Annotated in this window: 18 protein-coding genes and 1 pseudogene; 7 read left to right on the top strand and 12 right to left on the bottom strand. The window is 67.7% G+C overall.

From position 1 onward, the window contains the following. Nucleotides 1–65 precede the first annotated feature (65 nt). Nucleotides 66–275, bottom strand: a complete 210-nt coding sequence (locus VHS75_RS18600; RefSeq protein WP_293371733.1) for a cold-shock protein — start codon at nucleotides 273–275, stop codon at nucleotides 66–68. A gap of 312 nt (nucleotides 276–587) precedes the next feature. Between VHS75_RS18600 and VHS75_RS18595 the strand changes: the two genes are divergently transcribed. Both VHS75_RS18595 and VHS75_RS18590 read left to right on the top strand, forming a co-directional pair. Further along, entirely contained in the window at nucleotides 588–803 is a 216-nt protein-coding gene (locus VHS75_RS18595) for a hypothetical protein (protein WP_329640106.1), read from the top strand. A 2-nt stretch (nucleotides 804–805) separates the two neighbouring features. Then, the gene (locus tag VHS75_RS18590) at nucleotides 806–1,171 is read left to right on the top strand and encodes a hypothetical protein (RefSeq protein WP_329640105.1); all 366 of its coding nucleotides are present in this window, start codon (nucleotides 806–808) and stop codon (nucleotides 1,169–1,171) included. Nucleotides 1,172–1,189: 18 nt separating this feature from the next. Here the strand turns inward: VHS75_RS18590 and VHS75_RS18585 are convergent, their stop codons facing one another. Then, nucleotides 1,190–2,920 (bottom strand): adenylate/guanylate cyclase domain-containing protein, encoded by a 1,731-nt coding sequence (locus tag VHS75_RS18585; RefSeq protein ID WP_329640104.1) that lies wholly within the window; start codon nucleotides 2,918–2,920, stop codon nucleotides 1,190–1,192. Between the two features lie 120 nt (nucleotides 2,921–3,040). After that, on the bottom strand, nucleotides 3,041–4,363 hold the full coding sequence (locus VHS75_RS18580) for an MBL fold metallo-hydrolase (RefSeq protein ID WP_329640103.1): 1,323 nt from the start codon (nucleotides 4,361–4,363) through the stop codon (nucleotides 3,041–3,043). 64 nt (nucleotides 4,364–4,427) lie between these two features. Here VHS75_RS18580 and VHS75_RS18575 point away from each other — a divergent pair, with 64 nt between their 5' ends. After that, nucleotides 4,428–4,562 carry a hypothetical protein gene (locus tag VHS75_RS18575; protein ID WP_329640102.1) on the top strand — a complete coding sequence of 45 codons (135 nt, stop codon included), beginning with the start codon at nucleotides 4,428–4,430 and terminating at the stop codon, nucleotides 4,560–4,562. Nucleotides 4,563–4,566: 4 nt separating this feature from the next. Here VHS75_RS18575 and VHS75_RS18570 read toward each other — a convergent pair whose 3' ends face one another. From VHS75_RS18570 to VHS75_RS18560, 3 genes are all read right to left on the bottom strand, one after another. Further along, complete coding sequence (locus VHS75_RS18570; protein ID WP_329640101.1) at nucleotides 4,567–5,052, bottom strand: SRPBCC family protein; 486 nt, start codon at nucleotides 5,050–5,052, stop codon at nucleotides 4,567–4,569. Nucleotides 5,053–5,137: 85 nt separating this feature from the next. Then, nucleotides 5,138–6,505, bottom strand: coding sequence for a sensor histidine kinase (locus tag VHS75_RS18565; RefSeq protein ID WP_329640100.1), 1,368 nt, complete (start codon nucleotides 6,503–6,505; stop codon nucleotides 5,138–5,140). After that, complete coding sequence (locus tag VHS75_RS18560) at nucleotides 6,486–7,232, bottom strand: YebC/PmpR family DNA-binding transcriptional regulator (RefSeq protein ID WP_329640099.1); 747 nt, start codon at nucleotides 7,230–7,232, stop codon at nucleotides 6,486–6,488. Before VHS75_RS18560 ends, VHS75_RS18565 begins: the two co-directional genes overlap by 20 nt. A 122-nt stretch (nucleotides 7,233–7,354) precedes the next feature. On the opposite strand from VHS75_RS18560, the gene VHS75_RS18555 reads away from it, so the two are divergent. Next, nucleotides 7,355–7,579: a hypothetical protein gene (locus VHS75_RS18555; protein WP_329640098.1), complete on the top strand. Its 225-nt coding sequence runs from the start codon at nucleotides 7,355–7,357 to the stop codon at nucleotides 7,577–7,579. A 6-nt stretch (nucleotides 7,580–7,585) separates the two neighbouring features. On the opposite strand, the gene VHS75_RS18550 is transcribed toward VHS75_RS18555, so the two are convergent. Genes VHS75_RS18550 through VHS75_RS18540 form a run of 3 tightly spaced genes read right to left on the bottom strand, consistent with a single transcriptional unit; the run spans nucleotide 7,586 to nucleotide 9,812 of the window. After that, a complete protein-coding gene (locus tag VHS75_RS18550; RefSeq protein ID WP_329640097.1) occupies nucleotides 7,586–8,173 on the bottom strand; it encodes a histidine phosphatase family protein in 588 nt (195 codons plus the stop codon). Next, a complete protein-coding gene (locus VHS75_RS18545) occupies nucleotides 8,170–8,955 on the bottom strand; it encodes an SDR family NAD(P)-dependent oxidoreductase (RefSeq protein WP_329640096.1) in 786 nt (261 codons plus the stop codon). Before VHS75_RS18545 ends, VHS75_RS18550 begins: the two co-directional genes overlap by 4 nt. 17 nt (nucleotides 8,956–8,972) lie before the next feature. Further along, on the bottom strand, nucleotides 8,973–9,812 hold the full coding sequence (locus VHS75_RS18540; RefSeq protein WP_329640095.1) for an alpha/beta hydrolase: 840 nt from the start codon (nucleotides 9,810–9,812) through the stop codon (nucleotides 8,973–8,975). Between the two features lie 14 nt (nucleotides 9,813–9,826). Between VHS75_RS18540 and VHS75_RS18535 the strand changes: the two are divergent. Next, nucleotides 9,827–9,922 (top strand): annotated as a pseudogene (locus VHS75_RS18535) (hypothetical protein); the annotation flags it as partial. Nucleotides 9,923–9,944: 22 nt separating this feature from the next. Here VHS75_RS18535 and VHS75_RS18530 read toward each other — a convergent pair. Then, the gene (locus VHS75_RS18530) at nucleotides 9,945–10,910 is read right to left on the bottom strand and encodes a zinc-binding alcohol dehydrogenase family protein (RefSeq protein WP_329640094.1); all 966 of its coding nucleotides are present in this window, start codon (nucleotides 10,908–10,910) and stop codon (nucleotides 9,945–9,947) included. 91 nt (nucleotides 10,911–11,001) lie between these two features. Here VHS75_RS18530 and VHS75_RS18525 point away from each other — a divergent pair, with 91 nt between their 5' ends. After that, nucleotides 11,002–11,901, top strand: a complete 900-nt coding sequence (locus tag VHS75_RS18525; protein WP_329640093.1) for a patatin-like phospholipase family protein — start codon at nucleotides 11,002–11,004, stop codon at nucleotides 11,899–11,901. Between the two features lie 3 nt (nucleotides 11,902–11,904). Here the strand turns inward: VHS75_RS18525 and VHS75_RS18520 are convergent, their stop codons facing one another. Beyond that, on the bottom strand, nucleotides 11,905–12,564 hold the full coding sequence (locus VHS75_RS18520) for a ParA family protein (protein ID WP_329640092.1): 660 nt from the start codon (nucleotides 12,562–12,564) through the stop codon (nucleotides 11,905–11,907). 86 nt (nucleotides 12,565–12,650) lie between these two features. Continuing rightward, entirely contained in the window at nucleotides 12,651–13,829 is a 1,179-nt protein-coding gene (locus VHS75_RS18515) for a DegT/DnrJ/EryC1/StrS aminotransferase family protein (RefSeq protein ID WP_329640091.1), read from the bottom strand. Nucleotides 13,830–14,183: 354 nt separating this feature from the next. On the opposite strand from VHS75_RS18515, the gene VHS75_RS18510 reads away from it, so the two are divergent. Continuing rightward, a complete protein-coding gene (locus VHS75_RS18510) occupies nucleotides 14,184–15,086 on the top strand; it encodes a DUF3592 domain-containing protein (protein ID WP_329640090.1) in 903 nt (300 codons plus the stop codon). Nucleotide 15,087 lies beyond the last annotated feature (1 nt).

The following is a 15,087-nucleotide window of genomic DNA, read 5'->3' as shown; positions in this document are numbered from 1 at the left end:
GCCGGCGCTTCGCAGCGTCGGCCCCAATCCATTTCCGCGGCTTCCGAGGAAGCCGGCGTCAGTCCTTAGGCGCTTTGCAGCTGGCCCGCGGACGTCTTGCCATTGCGGGGGTCCTTTTCCAGCTCGTAGCTGATCTTTTGACCCTCGTTCAGCGAGGACATGTTGGCCCGCTCAACAGCCGAGATGTGCACGAACACGTCTTGGCCGCCGTCGTCGGGCTGGATGAAACCAAAGCCTTTTTGGCCGTTGAACCACTTCACGACACCAGTCGCCATATTAGTATCCCTTCCGGGGTCTTAAGTATTCACGCGCCCACGATAGGCGGCGAGATCAAATTTTCGGAGAGGGTCGAGGGCGGTTCCGGCGCCCGATTGGAAAATCGGGGATGGAGAGCGGGCGAGCCAAAACGATATTCGATGCCCCCATATCCCATCGTCTTCCGAGAAAGGCAAGGAAATTCGCCCCGTTTTCGCCGATAAGGGGAGACGTGGAGAGGGTTTACATGTAGAAAACTTGGTTCCTGACCTCTTTGACAACCGTCCCGGGCTCGCGGCGCGCGCGCCGTGCTTAGAAGGATCTTTTTCATCATGGCCATTCGTGGCGCGGCTGAGCGCGAAACCCTTACCGTTGCGCGACACGAAGGCCGATGGGCGGTCGAACATCTGGGCGTCTTCTCCGACCACACCTCCGAGAAGGAAGAGGCCAAGGCCGCCGCCAACAAGCGCGCCCGCGCCCTCCAGGATCAAGGCCGTCCCTGCCAGGTGCGGGTGAGCGGCGAACACGGCTTCTTCGCGGACGCATGATGATGAGCAGCTCCTCCGACAAACCCGCCCGCCGCCGCGGCTCCGCCGCAGACGAGGCCCGCCACTCCATCGAAGCCGCCGAGGCCGACGGCGTCGCGCGCAAGGTGATGACCCTGCGCATGACCCTGCGCGACGTCTCCGAACTGAAGCGCGACCCCAAGGTCGCCACCGCCGACATCAGCTTCGGCCCCGACGGCATGCACTATCTGGGCGTGGCGGTCGAAGCCGGCGGGGTGGTGCAGTCGACCCTCGACCGCGGCGACACCAGCTTCGTCCGTGGCGCGGCCGCCGAACCGCCGCCCGCCAAGGTCAAGGCGACGCGCAAGAAGGCCGTCAAGAAAGTCGCCGCGACGGCCGCCGCGGAGTAAGCCCCAAAAGGGCGCCGCCTATTTGGTCTCCATGGCCCAGACGCCATTCCAGTCCGCCGCCAGCGGATGGCCTTGCATATCCTCGATCCGGCTGAGGAAGAGGCGGCTGGGCTTGTCGTCCGGCATGTGGCGGATCGTGTCGTCGAAGGCGGCTCGGGCCGCTTTCCAGTCCTGCCGGCGATAGGCGTCGAGACCGCGTGCGTAGGCCTCCCGGGCCGCCAATATGGCCGCCGGGACCTGATCGCGCCGGCCAAGGAGTTCGAAAACCCGCACCGGGGCGGTCTGGCCCACCACGATCAGGCTATCGATTTCCCGCACCTCGATGTCGTCGCCGAGACGGCCGACCGTCTCTTCGGCCAGCAGGATCTGCGTGCCGTAGAGCTTGTTCGCCCCTTCCAGGCGTGAAGCCAGGTTCACCGCATCGCCCATCACGGTGAAGTTCCGCATCACGTCGGAGCCGATGCTGCCCACCAAGACCTCGCCGGTGGCGATGCCGATGCGCAGGTTCACCGAAGGCAGGCCCTGCTTCATGTTCACCAGGTCGGGCAACTCGGCCTGCAACTGCGGCACGCGCGCGATCTGCGCCATCGCCGAGAGTGCGGCCAGCGTCCCCTGTTCGGCGTCGGTCACGAAGGGAGGGCCCCAATAGGCCATCATGGCGTCGCCGATGAACTTGTCGATGACGCCCCGGTTATCCCTCACCGCCTCCGACATCAGGGTGAAATGCCGGTTCATGATGGCCACCAGGCCCCGTGGCGTCATCTGCTCGCTCATCCGGGTGAAGCCCTGCAGGTCGCAGAACATCACCGTCATGGTCCGCCGCTCGCCCTCCTGGCCGAGCGCCTGCGGCGCGGCGATCAACTGCCGGGCGATGCGGTTGTCGATGTATTTGCCGAACAGCTCGCGCGCCCGGATACCGACACGAAGTTCCTCGGTCATCTGGTTGAACGCCTCGGTCAGGCGACCCACCTCGTCCTTGGTCTTCACCGGCACCTGGACTTCCAGTTGGCCGGAGCTGATCGCCCGGATGCCCACGAGCAGGTCCCGGAGCGGGCGGACGAGCTGGCGGGCCAGGACCAGCGCCGTGCCGATCGCCAGCACACAGGCCAGCGTCAGCAGGGCCACGCTGACGTCCATGGCGCGCGCCTGATGGACCGTGACTTGCCGGCCCGCGTCGCTGGCCGCGGCGAAGACCATCGAGCGTGTCGTGTCCATGTAGCTGTCGTAGTTTGCGCGCCATTTGGTGAGGTCGCTGAAACCCTCGTTGAATTGGGCCATGTCGCCGTGGTCCAACGCGGTGATCAGCTTCACTTGCCGGTCGAGGTGGCTCTTCTCCTCGTTTTCGATCCAGGTCAGGCGTTCGTCGATGCGGGCCAGCTGGGCCTTGTCGACCAGGGGATCGGGGTTCGAAAGCTCCCTGGCGGTGATCCGGCGCGCTTCGACGAGGTTCTTGTGAACCAGGTCGTCGAGCACCTGCAGGCGGGCCACGGTCGACGGCAGGTCATTGCCCGGGTGGTGCAGTCCCAGGGTCTTTTCGAGGATGTATTGCCGGGTCCGGTAGGCTTCCTCGGTCGTGTAGACGTTGATCGTGGCGGCGTCGCCATAGATGTTCAGGTACCCACTGGTGATCCGCTGGATGCCGAGGCTGACGTTCCTGGACGAGATCAGGTTGACGACCGAGACGATGGTCATCGCGACCACCACGGTCGCGGCGATCAGGAAGATCTTCGCGGCGACGGAGACGTTCATGCCTTCCCCCAAGGATCAAGCACGCGAGGTCGCGGGGTGAGGTGATCTAACACCTTCACCGTATGAATGCACGCTAGAGGTGTGGGCCGGAGTTTCCGCCCAAGGTGACGCCGGGCCGCCCTATTTCTGGGCGGCTGCGACGCCGTTCAGGCCGGCATGCAACCAGCCGCTTTCGTTGGAGTTCTTCGAGGCGGCGAGCAGCTGCTCGATCGCGTGCCTGCGGGCCGCCAGCGCGGCGGGGTTCTTGGGCTCGGCGGCGAGGGCGGCGCTGGTCAGGCGTAGCGCGAGCGCCGGGTCCGTGGCCACCAGGGCCTCGGCGCGCGCCGCCACGGGACTTGCCCCGCCGGCGATGCGCACGATCTCCGAATAGGCCTCGAGCGGGGCGGTGGCGTACGTGGTCGCCGGATCGCCATCAAACCAGCCGGCGTAGCCCTCATAGATGCCGCGCACCGACCAGCTGATCGCGCCGTAGCCCTCGCCCACATAGAGCGCCGGCGGCAGCTTGATGGTCTTCATCAGGCTGTAGACGTCCTGGCCCTGGTTCATGCCCTTCACCGTGGCGTCGTGCACATAGAGGATGGCGTCGCGGTACTGGGTCAGCACGCGCTGGACGTTGGCGGCGCCGACGATGGGCACGCCGTGGCTCGGCAGGACGATTTCCGGCTTCAACGCCAGGACCTTGTTGATCGACTCCACATAGTTCAGGGCCGGCCGCGCAGGCGTACCCCGCAGCGTGTACATGTTGGGGAACGACGCATAGTAGTTGTCCCCGATGAAGAGCGCCTTCAGCTCCGGGATCCAGACGTTGAGCATGTCCGGGGTCTCGCCCGGCATGGCCAGGCAGTCGAAGGTCAGGTCGCCCAGCTTGAACTTGTATTCCTTGTCGAACAGCACGTCGGCGAGCGCCGGGGCGGCGTAGTTCCCAGGGCTCGCGCCCGCGCCGCGCGCGCCGGCGCCCAGGGCGCCCGGCGAGGCGTTGTACTGGGCGGAGTTGCGCATGACGAAAAAGCCCTCCAGCCGGGCCTGATAGTTGCGGAACTCGACCTCATTGGCCTGGCCGATGACGTGGGTCCCCGCCTCCTTCCAGGCGGGGACGCCGCCGGTGTGGTCGCCGTGGCTGTGGGTCAGGATGATGTCCTTGACCGGACCGGTGGAGACCGCGCGAAGCAGGGCCTTGTGGCGCGCGGCGTTCATCGGCAGGGAGGTGTCGATGATCACGTTGCCGGCCTTGGTGGTCACCATGAAGGTGTTGCCGAAGCCGGTGGCCTGGAAGATGCGGCCGCCCGCGAAGGCGAGGGCCTTGGTCTGGCCGGCGCCGGCGCTGGTCGGCTGGTTGGCGCCGAGCGGGAGGTCCCCGGTCGGATTGGAGCCCGTCGGATTGGGCTGCGCCGGCGCCGGGGTGGCGGTCGCCAGGGCGAGGATCAGGGCCAGGGCGTGGCGCATCGGAAGCTCCTTCGTAAGACCGCCGCGCTTGACGCCGCGCGCGCGGCAAGGCTGATCGCCGGCCATGAACGACATGCCCGACGATGCAAGCCAAGACAAAGAGGCCGCGCGGCGCAAGCTGATGGGCCGCGCCATGGTGATCGGCCTTCTGGTGCTGGTGGCGATCTACGCCGTCTTCACGTTCCTCGGACGGCGCTGACCAGCTATTTCGCCTCGGCGGCGGCCTTCATGGTGCCGAGCAGGCCGGTGAACTGCTTGGTGCGGTTGGCCTTGTCGGCCGCCTTGTCTTCCGCTTCGTGCTTGGGCAGGGCGTCGGCGTCATAGACCAGGGTGTAGAGCAGCTTGGAATGGCCCTTGTCGATCGGCTGGATCTCCACGGTGCCGTGGTAGTCGATCGGGCTCTTCGGCTGGCTGTAGGTGTAGGACCAGGCGGTCTTGGCCACGAGCAGCTCGTTGATGCGTCCGGCGATGGTGCGGACCGAGCCCACCTGGCCCTCCGCGCCCGCGATCGTGCAGGTGGTCTTGAACCAGGTCCCGATCAGGCAGTAGCCGGAGATCTTCGGCCACGCCGCATCGGCCGAGGCGTTGACGGTGGTTTCCAGCGGGATGGTGACGAAGTCGGCGGCGCGGGTGGCCCCGGCGCAGAGCGTGAGGCCGGCGAGCGCGGCGGCGGCGATCTTCAGGTTCATCTTGAGTTTCCCCCTCATTTTGGTTGGTCGAACCCAACTGTGCCCATGCGACGTGGCGGAAGCCAAGTCCCTCCGGCGCGGCGTTCTATGCCGTGGGCAGGCGCAGGCTGGCGCGGACGCCTGCGTGCGCCGGGTCGTAGACCACCTGCGAACTGAGACTGACGGCCATGGCCTTGATCAGCCGCCCGCCCAGGCCTGTGCCATGGGCCGCGGCGCCGGCGGTGAGGCCGGGGCCATCGTCCTCGACGGAGAGGGTCAGGCCGTCGCCGCCGTCGGCCAGCCGGATGCGCACCTCACCGGCCTCGCCGCGCTTGTAGGCGTACTTGCAGGCGTTGGTGACCAGCTCGTTGACGATCACGCCTACCGAGACCGCCTGATCGGTCGCCAGCCGCACCGGCTCGGCGACCAGGCTGAGGCGCCGCGGCGATGCGGGGGACGACAGCGTGTCCTGCAGCTCGCGCACCAGGGCGTTGAGGTATTCACGCATGTCCACGGACTCGACGTCGCCCGAGGAATAGAGCCGGCGGTGGACCTGAATGATCGCCTCAATGCGCCGCTGGGTGTCCTTCAGCGCCGCACGTGACTCGCCCTCCAGGGCCGACGCCTGCATCTGCACGAAGGCCGAGACCAGCTGCAGGCTGTTGGCCACCCTGTGGTTCACCTCGCGCAGCAGGGCCTCCAGGCGGGCGTTGCTGGTCGAGAGATCGGCGGTGCGCGTGGCCACCTGCGCCTCGAGGTCGCGGTTGAGCGTGCTGAGCTCGGCGCGCGAGGCGGTGAGGTCGCGGGTGTAGCGCAGGATCACCAGCAGCGATCCGACGCCCACGGCGAGCAGCAACAGGCCCGCGCCGATGGCGATCTGGACGAGACGGTCGATCGAGGCCCGGCGCGCCCGGTCGCGCTGCGCCAGCTTGGTCCGCTCCAGCGCCAGCATGCGGTCGGTCTGGGCGCGCAGGGCGCGGGTGGTGGCCACGCCGGTGTCTTCGTAGAAGGCCGAGCTGTCGTCCGCGCCGCCGCGGGCGAAGGCGATGGAGACGTCGATCGCCTGGACCTGCTGGTCCAGCAGCTTGCGCAGCGCTGCCACGTTGGCCTGCTGCTGCGGGTTATCGAGTGTCAGCTTGCGGATGCGATCAACGCCGGCGTCGATCTGGCCGCGGACCGTCTGGACACCGCTGGCGAAGCGCTCGTCGCGGGACAGCAGGTAGCCGCGCCGGGCCGCCTCGATCCGCTCGTCGAGGATGCGGAAGTCGGAGATGGACGACTCCACCTCATAGGTGTGGGCCACCAGGCCGGTGAAGTTGAAGTTCTGGGCCATGACCGAGGCGGCGAGCGCGCCCACCGCCACCAAGGTGAGGAACCCCACCGCCACCGCGCCGAAGACGAGGCTGTTGAACGACCGCTGGGAGCGGGCCTGCCGACGGTCGCTCGCGCGGGTTTCAGCCGGCGAGGGATTCAAGTTCGGCCGCGTCGATATCTTCGTTCGAATAGACGTCCTGGACGTCGTCGTCGTCGTCGAGGGTCTCCAGGAGCTTCATCAGGGTCGCCGCCCCGTCGCCGGTGATCGGCGTGCGGACCTTGGGCCGCCAGGCGATGGCGGTGGCCTTGGCCGGACCGAGCGCCGCCTCCAGGGCGGCGGCGACGTCGGAAAGGTCGGCGAAGGCGGTGTAGATCACATGGCCGTCCTCGTCGGATTCCACATCCTCGGCGCCGGCCTCGATGGCGGCTTCCATGACCTTGTCCTCCGAGCCGGCCTGCGGCCCGTAGGTGATCTGGCCGACCCGGTCCCACATGAACGAGACGGAGCCGGTTTCGCCCAGGTTCCCGCCGTATTTCGAGAAGGTGGAGCGCACGGAGGCGGCGGAGCGGTTGCGGTTGTCGGTCAGCACCTCGACGATGACCCCGACCCCGCCGGGACCGAAGCCCTCGTAGCGGATCTCCTCATAGGCCTCCGCCTCGCCGCCGCTGGCCTTCTTGATGGCGCGGTCGATGACGTCCTTGGGCAGGGACTCGGCCTTGGCGTTGTTCACCGCCAGCCGCAGCCGCGCGTTCATCGCCGGATCGGGCAGGCCCGCCTTGGCGGCCACGGTGATCTCGCGGGAAAGCTTGGAGAACAGCTTGGAGCGCGCACTGTCGGCGCGGCCCTTGCGATGCATGATGTTCTTGAACTTGGAATGTCCGGCCATGGTCCGCTTGCGGTCGATCGAGGAAGGGGGAGAGACGCGGTTCTATCCTTCGGGCCCGCGGATCGGAACCCCTGCCATGCGCGCGGGTTTGCCTCAGTGGACCCCAAGCGGGAGGCTTTGTCATGAGCGAACAGGTCGTCGAGGACTTGGAAGACCTCGAACAGCCGGCGGCGAACGGCGAGCTTGTGCACTGGATGGGACGCAAGCCGCTGACGGTCGGTCCCACCGGGCTCTCCGTCGCTGCGGCCAGTGGCTTCATCCTGGGCGTGGCGGGAACCCTGACAGTCCTGGCGCTGGCCGGCTGGCTGGGGCCCGAGCGCGAGATCGCGGCGCCGCGCAGGCGGTAGCGGCGGCTACTCCATCGGCTCGCAGTCGATACGGCCGACGCCGCCATGCTGCAGCAGGAAGACCGCGTCCTGCGGCACGTCCTGCTGGCCGGCCTGATCGCGCGGCAGGTTGGCGTAGAGGCCGCGCAAGACCCGGCCTGAGATGCCGTGGCTGACCGCGATGATCCTGCGCTCCGGTTCCGGCGGCAGCTCGGCCAGCCAGGCGCTGACCCGGGCGGCGACGTCCTCGTAGCTCTCGCCGGTGGCGGCGTCGAAGGCCCAGCCGGTCTTGCCGAAGGTCTCCGGGTGCTCGGCCTCCAGTTCGGCGCGCAGGCGTCCGTCATGAGCGCCCCAACTCATCTCCTTCAGCCGGTCGTCAAGCTCCACCGGGAGGCCGCCCAGCTTCTGCGAGACGATCTCGGCCGTGGCGTGGGCGCGGCCGAGCGGGCTGGAGACGATGCGCCAGCCCCGCGGCTCGCGGATCAGGTCGGCCAGCAGGCGGCCCACCGCCTTGGCCTGGCGGACGCCAAGCTCGGTGAGCGGACTATCGACGTGGCCCTGGATGCGGCGCTCGCGGTTGAACTCGGTCTGGCCGTGCCGAACCAGATAGATCATCGCTTGCGGCGCACCACGGGATGCGAGGTCGAGAGCCCGCCGTCGACGGCGATGGTCTGGCCGTTGACGTAGGAGGAGTCGTCGCTGGCCAGGAACAGGCCGGCGTGGGCGATCTCGTCCGGCATGCCATAGCGGGTCAGCGGGTTGAGCTGGCCGATCTTGTCCTCGTTGCCGCGGGCCCGGGCGCCGTCGAAGATCGGCTTGGTCATGCCGGTCTCGATCAGGCCGGGCGCGACGGCGTTGACCCGCACGCCGGTCCCGTAGAACTCGTTGGCCGAGGTCTGGGCCAGGCTGATCACGCCGGCCTTCGACGCCGAATAAGCCGGGCCGCCGGCGCCGGAGCGGATGCCGGCCACAGAGGCCGTGCAGATGATCGAACCCTTGCCGGCCGCGATCATCGGGACCGAGGCGTGCTTCACGGCCAGGAAGGCGCCGATCAGGTTCACCCGCAGGATCTCGGACCAGTAGTCGGCGGTCTGTTCGTGCAGCGGCGTCCAGCCGCCGGAGATGCCGGCGTTGGCCCAAACCACGTCCAGCGTGCCGAACTCGGCCTGAGCGCGGTCGATGTAGGACTTCACGAAGGCCTCGTCGCCGGCGTCGCCCTGCATGGCGATGGCCTTGCCGCCGGCTTGGCCGACCATGGCGGCCGTCTCAGTCACGCTCTCGGCGCGGTCGACGCAGACCAGGCGCGCGCCCTCGACGGCGAACAGCAGGCTGGCGGCGCGGCCGATACCGCTGCCGGCGCCGGTGATGACCGCCGTGCGGCCCTGGAGACGTCCCATGGAATTTCCTTTGATCTCTAGACCGTGGCTTTGGCGCGGCTGGCCGCTGTGACGATGGCGTCGACGAAGGTGTCGTAGAGGCCGGGCGGCAGGTCGTGGCCCATGCCGGGAATGATCCGCAATTCCGCGCCGGGAATGGCCGCGGCGGTGGCTTCGCCGCCGATGGGCATCAGCAGAGGATCGTCGGCGCCGTGCAGCACCACGACCGGCAGCTTCAGGCCCCTCAGCGCCGCGGTGCGGTCGCCGTCGGCGCGCACGGCGGCCATCTGGCGGGCGACGCCGGGCGGATTGAAGGCGCGCGTGTATTCGGCGATGACGCGGGCGCGGTTCTCTTCGTCCGTAAACGGATATTTTGGGCTGCCGATGGTGCGCGTGTTGGCCATGCGGTCGGCCAGATAGGCCTGGAAATCGGCCTTGGGGTCCGGTGGCGGCGCGTTCAGCACCGCGGCGGCTTCCGGCGTCGACTTGAAGGCGTCGGCGGCGCCGGTGGTGGACATGATTGACGTCATCGAGAGCACCCGCCCGGGGTGATCCAGCGCGATCCGTTGGACGATCATCCCGCCCATGGAGACGCCGGCGATATGGGCCTGCTTCACGCCCGCGGCGTCGAGGACGGCCACGGCGTCATTGGCCATGTCCTTCAGCGTGTAAGCCTCGCCCGGCCACGTGGAGAGGCCGGTGTCGCGGTTGTCGAGGCGGATGGCACGATAGCCCTTGGCGGCCAGCTTCTCGCAGAAGGCTTCCGGCCAGCGGGTCATCTGCGAGCCCAGGCCGTTGACCAGCAGGATCGCGTCCGGCCGATCGTCGCCGAAGCTCTGCCATTCGATCTCGATCGGGCCGTTGCGGGCGCGGGGCATGGGCAGGTCTCTCCAAAAATGGCCGTCATCCCGGCCGCAGCGAAGCGGAGAGCCGGGACCCAGGACTTCAGGCTGTGCGGCCGCCCCTGGGTCCCGGATCGGCTCTTCGGCCGTCCGGGATGACGGATGAAATTACGGAACTAGCAGCACTCTCCCGACCGCCAGGCGGCTTTCGATGTAGCGGTGGGCCTCGTGGGCGTCCTTCAGCGGGAAAACGCGGTCGATCAGCACTTTCAGGGACCCGTCGGCCACGTCCTGGATGAGCTGCTGGATGTTGTCGTGCACCCGGTCGGTGGCGATCTCGGCGCCCAGGAAGACGCCCGAGAGCGAGCGGTTGCCGCCCATCATGGTCCCAACATCGACCTTCATCGGTTCACGCCCGGCCTGGCCGACCATGGAGACCCGGCCGCGGTAGGCGAGGCTCAGGATCGAGGACTGCAGGGTCGGACCGCCCACCGGGTCGACGATCACGTCGGCCATGTGCTTATCGGTCAGGCGCGCGACCTCGGTCACGACATCGTCGCGCTGGTAGTTGATGCCGTGGGTGAGGCCATAGGCCTTGAGCTTCTCCAGGCGCTCGTCGGAAGAGGCGGTGGCCAGGACCATGGCCGCCCCAGCCCGCGCTGCCAGCTGGATCGCCGCGACGCCGACGCCGGAGGCGCCGGCCTGCACCAGGACGATCTCGCCCTTCTTCATGCGGCCGAATTCGAAGAGGCAGTCGTGGGCGGTGCCGAAGGGCACGGGAATGGCGGCGGCCAGGCGGACATCCATGCCGGGCGGGATCACCCAGGCGGTGCGGGCGGCCACGGCGCGCAGCTCGGCGTGGCTGCCGAAGGCCCCGGTGGTGACCGCCTTGTCGCCGACCTTGATATTGTCGACCTCTTCGCCGACCGCGACCACCTCGCCGGCGGCCTGGTAGCCCACGATATGCGGCTTGGTGGCAAGCGCGCCGCGGAAGCGGTTGAGCGTGTCGCCGCCCTCGATCGAGACCGCCTCGACGCGGATGACGATGCCCTTGCGGTGGCATTCCGGATCCGGGACATCCTCGTAGCGGAAGACGTCCGGGCCGCCGTTCTCGTAATAGACTGCAGCCTTCATGATGGCGTTTCCCTATGAAACATCTGTTTGACTCAACCCATTCCACGGCCAACCTGGGCGCGCAAGATCGAAGCAGGGGAAGGATTGGACCATGACGCGGGCGCTGGTGTTGGGCGGCGGTGGGCCCGTGGGGATCGCCTGGGAAAGCGGGCTGATCGCGGGCCTCGCGCAGGGTGGCGTGAACCTGGGGACGGCCGACTTCACCATGGGCACCTCGGCGGGGTCGTTCGTGGGGGCCAGGCTGGCGCTGGGGTCGGACCCGGCGACGCTGGCCGACCCGATCATCGCCGACCAGATTTCCCCCAACCAGGATCGGAGCGAGAGCCAGCGCAGCTCCGAGCGCGCGGCGCCGGCCGACCTGACGCGGCTGATGCAGCTGATGGGCGAGGTCCACAGCGGGGCGCGCAATCCCGCCGAGGTCCGCGCCGAGATCGGCGCCTGGGCCCTGGCGGCTGAGACGCCCAGCGAAGACGCCTTCATCGGGAGCTTCGGCCGTTCGTTCTCAACCCTACCGGTCGACGCGTGGCCGGAGCGGGGCTTCGCCTGCGCGGCGGTGGATGCGCAGACCGGCGCCTTCAAGATGTGGACCAAGGAGTCCGGCGTGGGCGTGGTGCGCGCGGTGGCCTCGAGCTGCAGCGTGCCGGGGGTCTATCCGCCGGTGACGCTGAACGGGCGGCGCTACATCGACGGCGGCATGCGCTCGGCCACCAACGCCGACATGGCCATCGGCCACGAGCTGGTGGTGGTGATCGCGCTGCGCCTGGGGGCCGGCGGCGGGGTCGTCGGCGAGCGGATGACCGCCCAGTTCGATCAGGAGATCGAGACCCTGAAGGACGGCGGCGCGACGGTGCTGACCATCACCCCCGACGAGGGCAGCGTCGAAGCGTTCGGCGTCAACCTGATGGATTTCCGCAAACGCCCCGGGGCGGCCAGGGCGGGACTGGCCCAGGGCCTGGCCTATGCGAAGGACGTCAGCGCCTACTGGAGCTAGCCGTCAGCCGGCCCGCTCGGCGTTCTGGCGGCCGAACAGGAAGCCTTCCACGAAGGTCCAGAGTTCGGCCATTTCGCGCGCCGCTTCCGTTGGCGGATCGAGTTCCTCAACCGATCGGCCCAGTTCGAGCGCCGACTGATAGGTCAGCCGCGCCCGAAGGATGCTCGGGATCACCGGCAGGCGCAGCAGCAGCAAGGCCTCCAGGGCGCGCTTCACCGACGGGGTCTCGACCCCGGTGCGCGCCGGGGGCGCCTGGTTGATCACCACCAGCGCGGGCTTGCGCAGGCGCCGCACGATCGACGCCGTCTGGATCGCCGCGGCGAGGTCGACGAAGGTCGGGCGGATGACCAGCAGGCAAAGGTCGGCCGCGACGATGGCGTAGCTGATCTCCTCCTCGACGACCGCTGGGGTGTCGATCACCATGAGGTCGGCGCCGGTCTTCACCGCGCCGAGCTGCAGGGTGAAAAGCTTGGCGCCGGAGGTTTCGACCAGCTCCGGCCCGGCGCCACGGCGGCCCTTCAGGATATAGGTGGCGGTCCGCTGGGCGTCGGTGTCCGCCAGCAGGACCTTACGGCCACGCAGGTGGGCGGCCAGGGCCACATGCAGAGCCACCGTGCTCTTCCCCGATCCGCCCTTGCGCGCAATGACGGCGATCGTGCGCATGGAGGCGTGAGGCGGTGTCCGGGGAGAGCCAGGGAGGGCGCAACCTTGACTGTAGCCTGTGACAGACGCGCGACCGGCGCCGGCGGCTAGCCGTTCTTTTTCACGAACGCCCGGATCGCCGCGATGATCTGGTCCTGGTCGTCTTCGGTGAGGTAAGGGTGCATCGGCAGGCTGATGACTTGGCCGGCCTTGGCCTCGGTGACCGGCAGGCCGCCCGGCGCGGTCGGGTAGACCGAATAGACGCCCTGCTTGTGGATCGGGATCGGATAGTAGACAGCGGTCGGCACGCCCTGCTCGCGCAGCTGCGGGCCAAGGTCGTCGCGGCCGCCCTTCACATCATTGGGAATTTCGATCGTGTACTGCGCCCAGACGCTGATGCCGCCGTCCTGCACCGTGGGCGTCTTCACCAGGTCCGAGAGGCCCGTGGCATAGCGGTCCGCGACGCGGTTGCGGGCGACGATCTCGTCCTTGAAGATCTTCAGCTTCTCCAGCAGGACGGCGGCCTGGATGGTGTCCATCCGGGAATTCATCCCGATACGGACGTTCAGGTATTTCGGGTCGTGCTCGAAGGTCTTGCCCTCGATGTCCGATTTCACCGCCTGGCCGTGGACGCGCAAGGACACCAGCAGGTCGTGGAACTTCTCGTCCTTGCAGAGCACCGCGCCGCCGTCGCCGTAGCAGCCCAGCGGCTTGGCCGGGAAGAAGGAGGTGGTGGTGACGTCGGCCCAGTGGATGGGATGCTTGCCGTCCAGCGTGCAGCCGAAGCCCTGGGCCGAGTCGCTGATCAGCTTCAGGCCGTGCTTGGCGCAGACCCGGGCGATCGCCGGATAGTCCGCCGGGCCGCCGAACAGGTCGACGGCGATCACCGCGCGGGGGGTGAGCTTGCCCTCGCGCTTCACCGCCTCGATGGCGGCCTGCAGGCTTTCCGGGTCAAGATTGTAGGTCTCCGGATCGATGTCCACGAACACCGGCGAGGCGCCGACCAGCGGCATGGCCTCGGCCGTGGCGGCGAAGGTGAAGGAGGGGCAGAAGACCGCGTCGCCTGGGCCGATCCCCCAGGCCATCAGCGGCAGGACCAGGGCCTCGGTGCCTGAGCCGCAGGATAGCGCATGGGGCGCCTGGCCGAAGGCGGCCAGCTGGCGTTCGAACTCGCCGATCTCCGGCCCCATGATGTAGGCCCCCGAGCGCACCACCTTGAGGATGGCGTCCTCCAGGGGCTGGCCGAGGCGCTTGCGCTGCGCCTGCAGGTCGATGAACGGGATCATGGCTAAGGCCTCTCGCGAAGGTGCGGGGCGCCTATGCCATGCATCGGGCGCCAGCGCCAAAACACGCTTGGTGTCGCGGTGTTTCGCGATCCTTCAAGAGACGAGACAGGCCTGGCCGCCAAGCCGGGCTTTCGTCGCTCCTGGTCCCTGCCATTCGCCAAAGGAGCCGAAACCATAGCGCGACGAACCGGCGTAACTCTCCACGCCGCAAGGGGCGAGGCTGGCGTGACTTGGCGAGTCGGTGAACGGGCTTCCAAACTTGACCCTAGGGGCGTCCCATACAACCTTCGCCATCAGGGCGCGGAACGATACGGGTAAGGCTGCGGACCTGCTGCACGGGGATCGGAGCGCTTAGTGGGATTAGAATTTCTTGCTATCGCCGCCCCGATTGGCTGGGTCGGCGCATGGATCGCCGGCTCGATCCTTTATCGCCGAAAATCGGGCAAGCCCCTGTTCCCCCGCGCTCCCGATAACGCAGTCTTTGCTGAAGCTTGGCGCTCGGGACGCTCGCTAAAGAATGTGCTGACGCGCATCGGCGGCGCCAGAAACTGCCTCCTGGTCTATGTGGCTGACGGCGCGCTGACGATCGTTCCCGTGTTTCCATTCAACCTGATGTTCTTGCCCGAAACCTATGGGCTGGAGACAACCATCCCTATTTCCGACATCAGGGTTACCTCCCTCGATGGGCTGTTCGGGAAGCGGCTCCTACTGACGATTGCGGGGCTCAAGGAACAGCGCTTCGAGCTTTGGTTGCGCGATCAGCAAGGTTTTCGAGATGCACTTGAAGGCAAGAGCGTCGCTCTCATCAGACCTACCCACGAAAAGCGTTTAGATCGACCTCGCGCAGGTTGGCGTCTGAATCTTTTCCGTGTGTTCGCGGTGGTCTGGGGCGTTGGAGCGGGCGCGGCGGGCCTTACTGGTTTAGCCCAAGATACCAGCTTCAGATCACACGGGATGATCGCGACCGGGAGGATTGTCGGACACACCGGCGAGATCGGGGCCAAGAATGACATGGGGGTCGTGCAATACGAGGTCGGCGGCCGCGCCTACACCCTGACCTCGCTCCGGGGATCGGGGATCTACAAAATCGGAGATCTGGAAAAGGTCCGCTACCTGCCGGATGACCCCGCCTCGGCGCGGGAGGATGACTACCTGGGCTTTGACTTCCTGTTTGCGTGTCTCGGCTCTTGCATACTGGTACTCGCGTTGACCATCGGTCGGATTGCGCGAGTTTTCACTCGGTCTATGAATGTGTGAG

The organism is Phenylobacterium sp., assembly GCF_036264965.1.
GTDB lineage: Bacteria > Pseudomonadota > Alphaproteobacteria > Caulobacterales > Caulobacteraceae > Phenylobacterium.
This window is presented reverse-complemented; position numbering and strand designations above follow the sequence as displayed.